General features: G+C 62.8%; 8 protein-coding genes. 6 read left to right on the forward strand and 2 right to left on the reverse strand.

The window, feature by feature from the left end:
* The first annotated feature begins 267 nt into the window (after positions 1 to 267).
* From AC19YR_RS05150 to AC19YR_RS05175, 6 genes are all read left to right on the forward strand, one after another.
* Positions 268 to 1,509, forward strand: a complete 1,242-nt coding sequence (locus AC19YR_RS05150; protein ID WP_500597419.1) for an SfnB family sulfur acquisition oxidoreductase — start codon at positions 268 to 270, stop codon at positions 1,507 to 1,509.
* A 38-nt stretch (positions 1,510 to 1,547) separates the two neighbouring features.
* Complete coding sequence (locus tag AC19YR_RS05155; RefSeq protein ID WP_500597421.1) at positions 1,548 to 2,741, forward strand: SfnB family sulfur acquisition oxidoreductase; 1,194 nt, start codon at positions 1,548 to 1,550, stop codon at positions 2,739 to 2,741.
* A complete protein-coding gene (locus tag AC19YR_RS05160) occupies positions 2,741 to 4,102 on the forward strand; it encodes an LLM class flavin-dependent oxidoreductase (protein ID WP_500597423.1) in 1,362 nt (453 codons plus the stop codon). The genes AC19YR_RS05155 and AC19YR_RS05160 overlap by 1 nt, the downstream gene beginning before the upstream one ends.
* A gap of 80 nt (positions 4,103 to 4,182) precedes the next feature.
* The gene (locus tag AC19YR_RS05165) at positions 4,183 to 4,992 is read left to right on the forward strand and encodes a MetQ/NlpA family ABC transporter substrate-binding protein (RefSeq protein ID WP_095109189.1); all 810 of its coding nucleotides are present in this window, start codon (positions 4,183 to 4,185) and stop codon (positions 4,990 to 4,992) included.
* A gap of 2 nt (positions 4,993 to 4,994) precedes the next feature.
* Entirely contained in the window at positions 4,995 to 6,116 is a 1,122-nt protein-coding gene (locus tag AC19YR_RS05170; protein ID WP_095109190.1) for a methionine ABC transporter ATP-binding protein, read from the forward strand.
* Positions 6,106 to 6,750 carry a methionine ABC transporter permease gene (locus AC19YR_RS05175; RefSeq protein WP_500597425.1) on the forward strand — a complete coding sequence of 215 codons (645 nt, stop codon included), beginning with the start codon at positions 6,106 to 6,108 and terminating at the stop codon, positions 6,748 to 6,750. Before AC19YR_RS05170 ends, AC19YR_RS05175 begins: the two co-directional genes overlap by 11 nt.
* Positions 6,751 to 6,989: 239 nt before the next feature.
* On the opposite strand, the gene AC19YR_RS05180 is transcribed toward AC19YR_RS05175, so the two are convergent.
* Complete coding sequence (locus tag AC19YR_RS05180; RefSeq protein ID WP_011077862.1) at positions 6,990 to 7,970, reverse strand: IS5-like element ISPre1 family transposase; 981 nt, start codon at positions 7,968 to 7,970, stop codon at positions 6,990 to 6,992.
* 54 nt (positions 7,971 to 8,024) lie between these two features.
* Entirely contained in the window at positions 8,025 to 8,630 is a 606-nt protein-coding gene (locus tag AC19YR_RS05185; RefSeq protein WP_500597427.1) for a M48 family metalloprotease, read from the reverse strand.
* Positions 8,631 to 8,804: the final 174 nt, after the last annotated feature.

Genomic DNA, 8,804 nt, shown 5'->3' on the forward strand with positions numbered 1-8,804 from the left:
CCTCGCCCCTGTAGCCGCCAATGGCTACAGGGGCGGGCCTGCCTTGCCCCGAAGCCTCGTTCTGACCTTCTATGCATATTCCTAAAAGTTAGTTTATTAATTATTTATACGCGATTAGGGTATATGCACCGGACCACCGGACATTCTTGTTTTCGTTTTCGCCGCCCATCGGCGGCGTTCCATGAGATGTGAGGTAGGTATGGTCCGGAACACAATTTCCCCAGTGCATAACGCCAGGGCATTGCGTGCAGCCAAGGAGCGGCGCTGATGTCCACACTGGCCGATGCACCCCTGTCCAGCGACCTGGACATCGCCCCGCTGCTGCTGCCCGCCCAAGTGCTGCGCAACGACGCCCAAGCCCTGCTGGCGGCCCGCGAGCTGGCGCAAACCGCACGCCAACACGCTGCCCGGCGCGACCAGCAGCGGCGCTTGCCGTGGTCGGAAATCGAACAGTTCACCCGCAGCGGCCTGGGCAGCATCTCGGTGCCGCGCCAGTACGGCGGCCCGCAGGTGTCGTTCGCGACCGTGGCCGAGGTGTTCGCGATTATCTCGGCGGCCGACCCGGCGCTGGGGCAGATCCCGCAGAACCACTTCGGCATCCTCCACGTGCTGATCGACAGCGCCACCGAGGCGCAGAAAAAACAGCTGTTCAAAAGCATCCTCGACGGCTGGCGCATCGGCAACGCGGGCCCCGAACGCGGCACCCAAAACACCCTGACCCTCAAGGCCCGCCTCACCGCCCAGGGCGATAGCCTGCTGCTCAACGGCCAGAAGTTCTACTCCACCGGCGCCCTCTTCGCCCATTGGGTGGCGGTCAAGGCGCTCAACGATGACGGCAAGCAGGTCATGGCGTTCGTACGCCGGGGTACGCCGGGGCTGCGCATCGTCGATGACTGGTCAGGCTTTGGCCAGCGCACCACCGCCAGCGGCACTGTGCTGCTCAACAACGTGCCGGTGGATGCCGAGTTGGTCATCGATAACTGGCGCCTGAGCGAAACCCCCACGACCCAGGGCGCGGTCTCGCAATTGATCCAAGCCGCCATCGACCTGGGCATCGCCCGCGAAGCCATCGACGACAGCATCCGCTTCGTGCGGGAAAAGGCGCGGCCATGGATCGACGCCAACGTCGAGCGCGCCAGCGACGACCTCTACGTGATTGCCGACATCGGCAAACTGAAAATCGAACTGCACGCCGCCGAGGTGCTGCTGCGCAAGGCCGGCCAGGTGCTAGACGAAGTCAACGCGGCGCCGGTAACCGTCGCGTCGGCCGCCCGCGCGTCCATCGCGGTGGCCGAAGCCAAGGTGCTGACCACCGAACTGGCGCTACTGGCCAGTGAAAAGCTCTTCGAGCTGTCGGGCAGCCGCGCCACCCTCGCCGAATTCAACCTCGACCGCCACTGGCGCAACGCCCGGGTGCACACCCTGCACGACCCGGTGCGCTGGAAGTACCACGCCATCGGCGCCTATCGCCTCAATGGCAGCGTGCCGGCCAGGCATTCCTGGATCTGACGCCCCACCGCCTTTTGACCAGATCTCTGGAGAAACACATGACCTATTCCCCCCACGTCGCGGTGATTACCAGCGACGAGCAAGCCCTGATCGTCGCCAGCGACCTGGCCGAAGACTTCAAGCGCGACAGCGCCCTGCGCGACCGCGAGCGCCGCTTGCCCCACGCCGAGCTGGAAGTGTTTTCCCGCTCCGGGCTGTGGGGCATCACGGTGCCCAAGGCTTACGGCGGCGCGGACGTGTCCCACGTCACCCTGGCCAAGATCATCGCGCTGATCGCACAGGCCGATGGCTCCCTGGGGCAGATCCCGCAGAACCACTTCTACGCCCTCGAAGTGCTGCGGGTGAACGGCACCCCCGCCCAGCAACAACGCCTCTACGCCGAGGTGCTGGCCGGGCGGCGCTTTGGCAATGCCTTGGCCGAACTGGGCACCAAGAACGCCCACGAACGCACCACCCAACTGCGTCGCGACGGCGCCGGTTATCGCATCAACGGCCGTAAGTTCTACGCCACCGGGGCGATCTATGCCCAGCGCATCCCCACCTCGGTGGTGGACGAACACGGCGTGCAGCAATTGGCCTTCGTCCCCGCCGACAGCCACGGGCTCACCGTCATCGACGACTGGAGCGGCTTCGGCCAGCGCACCACCGGCAGCGGTTCGGTGGTGTTCGACAACGTCTACGTCGCCGCCGAGGACGTGATCCCGTTCCAGAGTGCCTTCGAGCGCCCCACGCCGGTGGGCCCGCTGGCGCAGCTTCTGCACGCCGCCATCGACACCGGCATCGCCCGCGCCGCGTTTGAAGATGCCCTGCATTTTGTGCGCACCAAGACCCGGCCGTGGATCGACGCCCTCAGCGACAAGGCCAGCGACGACCCCCTGACCCTGAAAAGCTTCGGCCACCTCAGCGCCCGCCTGCACGCCGCCGAAGCCCTGCTGGAGCGCGCCGGGGAATTCCTCGACCGCGCCCACGCCCACGCCGACACGCAAACCGTGGCCGCCGCGTCCATCGCCGTCGCCGAGGCCCGGGCCATCAGCACCGAAGTGTCCCTGGCGGCGGGCAGCACCTTGTTCGAGCTGGCCGGCAGCCAAGCCACCCTGGCCGAACATGGCCTGGACCGCCACTGGCGCAACGCCCGCGTGCATACCCTGCATGACCCGGTGCGCTGGAAGTACCACGCCGTGGGCAACTACTACCTCAACGACGCAAACCCGCCACTGCGGGGGACGATCTGATGAGCCAGGGCGCGAAGAAAAAAATCCTCCTCAATGCCTTCAACATGAACTGCATCGGGCACATCAACCACGGCTTGTGGACCCACCCGCAAGACACCTCGACCCACTACAACACACTCGAGTATTGGACCGAACTGGCCCAATTGCTGGAGCGCGGCCTGTTCGATGGTTTGTTCCTCGCCGACATCGTCGGGGTGTACGACGTCTACCAGCACTCGGTGGCCGTGCCCCTCAAGGAGGCCATCCAGTTGCCGGTCAACGACCCGTTGCTGCTGGTCTCGGCCATGGCCGCCGTAACCCGACACCTGGGGTTCGGCCTGACCGCCAACCTCACCTATGAGCCGCCGTATCTGTTCGCCCGGCGCCTGTCCAGCCTCGACCACCTGAGCCGTGGCCGGGTGGGCTGGAACATCGTCACCGGCTACCTCGACAGCGCCGCCAAAGCCATGGGCCTGAGCGAGCAGGTCGAACATGACCGGCGCTACGACCAGGCCGACGAGTACCTGCAAGTGCTCTACAAACTCTGGGAAGGCAGTTGGGAGGACGACGCGGTCATCAACGACCCGGTGCAGCGCATCTACGCCCGCCCGGACAAGGTGCACAAGGTTGAGCACCACGGCGAGTTCTACCAGGTCGAGGGCTATCACCTCTGCGAGCCGTCGCCGCAGCGCACACCGGTGCTGTTCCAGGCCGGCAGTTCCGAGCGCGGTTTGCAGTTCGCCGGGCAGCACGCCGAATGCGTGTTCATCAGCGGCCAGAACAAGGCCGCGACCCGGGCCCAGGTGGACAAGGTACGCGCCAGCGCCGTCGCGGCCGGGCGTAACCCGAACGACATCAAGGTGTTCATGGGCCTGAACGTGATTGTCGGCGCCACCGAACAAGAGGCCCTGGCCAAGCAGGCCGAGTACCGCCACTACGCCAGCGCCGAGGCGGGGGTGGCGCATTTTTCCAGCTCCACCGGCATCGACTTTGCCCAATACGCACTGGACGAACCGATCCAGCACGTCAAGGGCAACGCCATCCAATCGGCGACCAAGATCCTGCAAAACAACGACTGGACTCGGCGCAAATTGCTCGACCAGCACGCCTTGGGCGGGCGCTACATCACCCTGGTGGGCAGCGCCGAGCAAGTGGCCGATGAACTGGAATCCTGGATCGGCGAAACCGGCCTGGACGGCTTCAACCTGACCCGCATCGTCACCCCGCAAAGCTATGTCGATTTCATCGACCTGGTGATCCCCGAACTGCAACGGCGCGGCTCGTACAAAACCGCCTACGACAGCGGCACCCTGCGGGAAAAACTGTTCCACGAACACCCGCGCCTGCCCCAGCGGCACACCGGCGCCCAGTACCGCCACTGATTTCTTATGCCAGTGAACACCCCCTCCCACAGGGAGATGGATGCCAGATACCACCCACCTTTATTGACTGGAAACCGACCATGAATAACCAACGCCTCAGCCACCCAGTCAAAGCACTGGCCCTCGCCTTCGGGCTCTTGAGTTCGACCGTTTTCGCCGCCGAGGCGCCGCTCAAGGTCGGCACCACCGCGGCGTTCGCCATCCCCCTGGAGGCCGCCGTGCAAGAGGCCGGCAAGCAGGGCCTGAAGGTCGAACTGGTGGAGTTCAGCGACTGGATCGCGCCCAACGTCAGCCTCGCGGCGGGGGATATCGACGTGAACTACTTCCAGCACATCCCCTTTCTGGAAAACGCCAAAGCCGCCGCCGGTTTCGACCTGGTGCCGTTCAAGCCCGGGATCATCAACAACGTTGGCCTGTACTCGAAAAAGTACAAAAGCTTCGCCGAACTGCCCCAGGGCGCCAGCGTGGCCATCGCCAACGACCCGATCAACAGCGGCCGCGGCCTGCAATTGCTGGCCAAGGCCGGGCTTATCAGCCTCAAACCGGGCGTGGGCTATAAGGCCACCGAAGACGACATCATCGCCAACCCCAAGGGCATCAAGCTCCTGCAAGTCGAAGCGGTACAACTGGTGCGCGCCTATGACGACGCCGACCTGGTGCAGGGCTACCCGGCCTATATCCGCCTGGCGAACACCTTCGATGCCGGCTCCGCCCTGCTGTTCGACGGCCTCGACCACAAGGAATACGTGATCCAGTTCGTCATCCAGCCCGAGAAAAAAGACGACCCGCGCCTGATTAAGTTCGTCGACATCTACCAGCACTCGCCGGCAGTGCGCGCCGCCCTGGATAAAGCCCACGGCACGCTCTACCAAGCCGGCTGGGAAGGCTGACCATGGGTGCCACCACCGCCCTGCGGCGCACGGCCCCGGCCACGCCCCACACCGCCAGCCCCAGCGAGCTGCACCCGCAACTCAACCACGCCCATGTGCGCTTTGTCGGCCTGGGCAAGACTTACCCCGGCCAGCACGGCCCGGTGGCGGCCCTGCACGGTATCGACCTGGCGATCCAGCGCGGCGAAGTGTTCGGCATCATCGGCCGCAGCGGCGCGGGCAAGTCGTCGCTGATCCGCACCATCAATCGCCTGGAACAACCCAGCAGCGGCCGGGTGCTGATCGACCAGGTGGACATCGGCGAGTTCGACGAAGACCAACTCGTGGCCCTGCGCCGGCGCATCGGCATGATCTTCCAGCACTTCAACCTGATGTCGGCCAAGACCGTGTGGCAGAACGTCGAGCTGGCGCTCAAAGTCGCAGGCGTGGCCAAGGCCCAGCGCCAGCACAAGGTGCGCGAGTTGCTGGAGCTGGTGGGCCTGCACGACAAACACCAGGCCTACCCGGCGCAGTTGTCCGGCGGGCAAAAGCAACGGGTGGGCATCGCCCGCGCGCTGGTCCACGACCCCGAGATTCTCCTGTGCGACGAAGCGACCTCGGCCCTGGACCCGGAAACCACCCAGTCGATCCTCGGCCTGCTGCGCCAGATCAACCAGCGCCTGGGCCTGACCATCGTGCTGATTACCCACGAGATGGCGGTGATCCGCGAGGTTTGCGACCGCGTGGTGGTGCTCGAACACGGCCGCATCGTCGAGCAAGGGCCGGTGTGGGAAGTGTTCGGCGACCCGCAACACGAGGTCAGCCAAACCCTGCTGGCGCCGCTGCAACATGCCTTGCCGGCCGAGCTGCAAACCCGCCTGCACACGGCGCCGCCATCCTCGGACGCGGCCGTGGTGCTGCGTTTGCAGTTCACCGGCGCCAGCGACGAACCCGACCTGGCGGCGTTGTTCAGCGCCCTCGGCGGGCGGGTGCGCCTGTTACAGGGCGGCGTCGAACGTATCCAGGGCCACGCCCTGGGCCAACTGCTGCTGGCGGTCAGCGGCTCGTCCCTGGGCGCCGCAGAACTGCGCCAACGCGCCCGCCAGTGGGCGCCCCGCACGGAGGTACTGGGTTATGTGGTTTGATCGGTTGCTACAAGGTTTTATCGACACCTTTTTGATGGTCGGCGTGTCGTCGCTGATCGCCTTGCTGGCGGGTATTCCACTGGCAGTGATCCTGGTCACCAGCAGCCCCGGCGGGATCTTCCAGGCGCCCGCGCTGAACCGGGTGCTGGGAGCGTTCGTCAACCTGTTCCGCTCCATCCCGTTCCTGATCCTGATGGTGGCGCTGATCCCCTTCACCCGCCTGATCGTCGGCACCACCTACGGCGTGTGGGCCGCCGTGGTGCCGCTGACCATCGCCGCCACGCCGTTCTTCGCGCGCATCGCCGAAGTCAGCCTGCGCGAGGTGGACCACGGCCTGATCGAAGCGGCCCAGGCCATGGGCTGCCGGCGCTGGCATATCGTCTGGCACGTGCTGCTGCCCGAAGCCCTGCCCGGCATCGTCGGCGGCTTCACCATCACCCTGGTGACCATGATTAACTCCTCGGCCATGGCCGGTGCCATCGGGGCCGGCGGCCTGGGCGACATCGCCTACCGCTACGGCTACCAGCGCTTCGACAGCCAGATCATGCTCACCGTGATCGTGCTGCTGGTACTGCTGGTGGCGGCGATCCAACTGGGCGGGGATCGCCTGGCGCGGGGGTTGAATAGGCGTTGAGACCGTAGCCAAGCGCAATCGTGACGGCACGATTGCGCGATCAAGGCCTCACGCCCCTCCCAACTGTTTTTTCCAAACCGCCTCATGCCCTAAGGATGGTCTGAAGTAGTTGTGTATTTCTGGCTGACTTCAGCCCCTGCCGATTTTAAAAGCGGCAAATCGATCAAAAACGCTCAGATCACCCGCTTATTTCTGTGTTTTTAGCCGCCGCGAGCACCTCGCGGCAGCCATTTCCCACATTACAGGCGCACCTCTCCTGCATTCGCCAGTAAATGTCGGCGCGCCATCCACAGGTTCGACAGCGCGAACAGCGTCACCAGTTGCGCCGTGTTCTTCGCCAGACCACGGAAGCGCACCTTCACATAACCGAACTGGCGCTTGATCACCCGGAACGGATGCTCGACCTTGGCTCGTACCTGAGCCTTGGCCTTCTCAATCTTGCGCGCGGCTTTGTACAAAGCACTGCGCTTATCAAGCTTCTTGTAAGTACTACGGCGGGCGGCGATCTGCCAGATGACCTCCCGGCCTTCATGTTCAGGGCGTTTCTCGACGCCGGTGTAACCCGCGTCGGCACCGACCATGTTCTCATCGCCGTGCAGCAGCTTATCGACCTGGGTGACATCGGCCACGTTGGCCGCCGTGCCCACCACGCTGTGCACCAAGCCCGACTCATCATCGACACCGATGTGCGCCTTCATGCCGAAGTAGTACTGGTTACCCTTCTTGGTCTGATGCATTTCCGGGTCGCGCTTACCGTCCTTGTTCTTGGTCGAACTCGGCGCATTGATCAGCGTGGCATCGACGATCGTGCCTTGGCGCAGCGACAGCCCTCGGTCGCCCAGATAGCCATTGATGACAGCCAAGATGCCGGCGGCTAGTTCGTGCTTCTCCAGCAAACGACGGAAGTTGAGGATGGTGGTTTCATCGGGGATACGCTCCAAGCTCAGCCCCGCGAACTGGCGCAGGATGGTGGTCTCGTACAGCGCCTCTTCCATCGCTGGATCGCTGTAACCGAACCAGTTTTGCATCAGGTGCACGCGCAGCATCGCCATCAGCGGATAGGCCGGACGACCGCCTTCACCCTTGGGATAATGCGGCTCGATCAAGGCAATCAAACCCTTCCACGGCACCACCCGATCCATCTCGATCAGGAACAACTCTTTGCGGGTTTGTTTGCGCTTACCGGCGTACTCGGCGTCAGCGAAGGTCATCTGCTTCATGGGGAAACTCAGCGGGTGGAATCCGGGTATTTTGCCAAAATCTGGAAGTCTTCTTCAGAGTTTCCCTAAAGAAAATACCAGCAAGCTAAATGAATCGGCGTTATTAAACAGTGTGTTCGTGCGCAACCCAGGCGTATCTTTAAGCGCTTTCTCTATATCTTCCGCTCGGCTCGCTCCAAACAATTTCACCCGATCTTCTTTGGAAAAATTCTTCTCTATGTATTGGGACAACACATTATCTTTATGCCCCATGGAAACCCTATCAGCCTCAAGTGCCTGCTGACTTGGGTCCGCAGGATTCAGCGTGTGGCCGGACGGGTAGTAAATACTGTCTGATTTCCCAAGTTTTATATGGCTCAACTCATGGACCAGCACCATGCCTGTGTACTTTGGAGATGTCTTCAAGGCAGCCTCAGTCATGAAAATTCGTTCATGCGGGTCTTTGCGATAAGTAAAGGCATTGGTTCCATCCTTCATTTTCACCCAAACGAGTTGCTCCTTGCCTTGCTCCTGGGCTCTGAAGTCAAGAGCGTCAACCATGATTTGAACTTCAGACCGCAGTCGTTCCATGAACACTTTCGGCTCTGCTAACTTGCCATAAACACGACTAATAACCTCGCGGTACTTCCTTGGAATTTTCTCCATAGACAAAACGTTCAACGCTGCACCTGCTGCAACTTTTGCGTACTCAAGGCCCTCGTCGAGATGGCGGTCTCAAGGAGCAAGTGCAACAGTCAGTTAACTTTTCTGCACTTGCTAAGCGAACGCAATCCCGCTTCCAAAACATCATCATCAATGGACGTCTGACCGAACCGAGCCGATCTGCTTGCACAC

This window comes from Pseudomonas sp. MF08817, assembly GCF_059862705.1.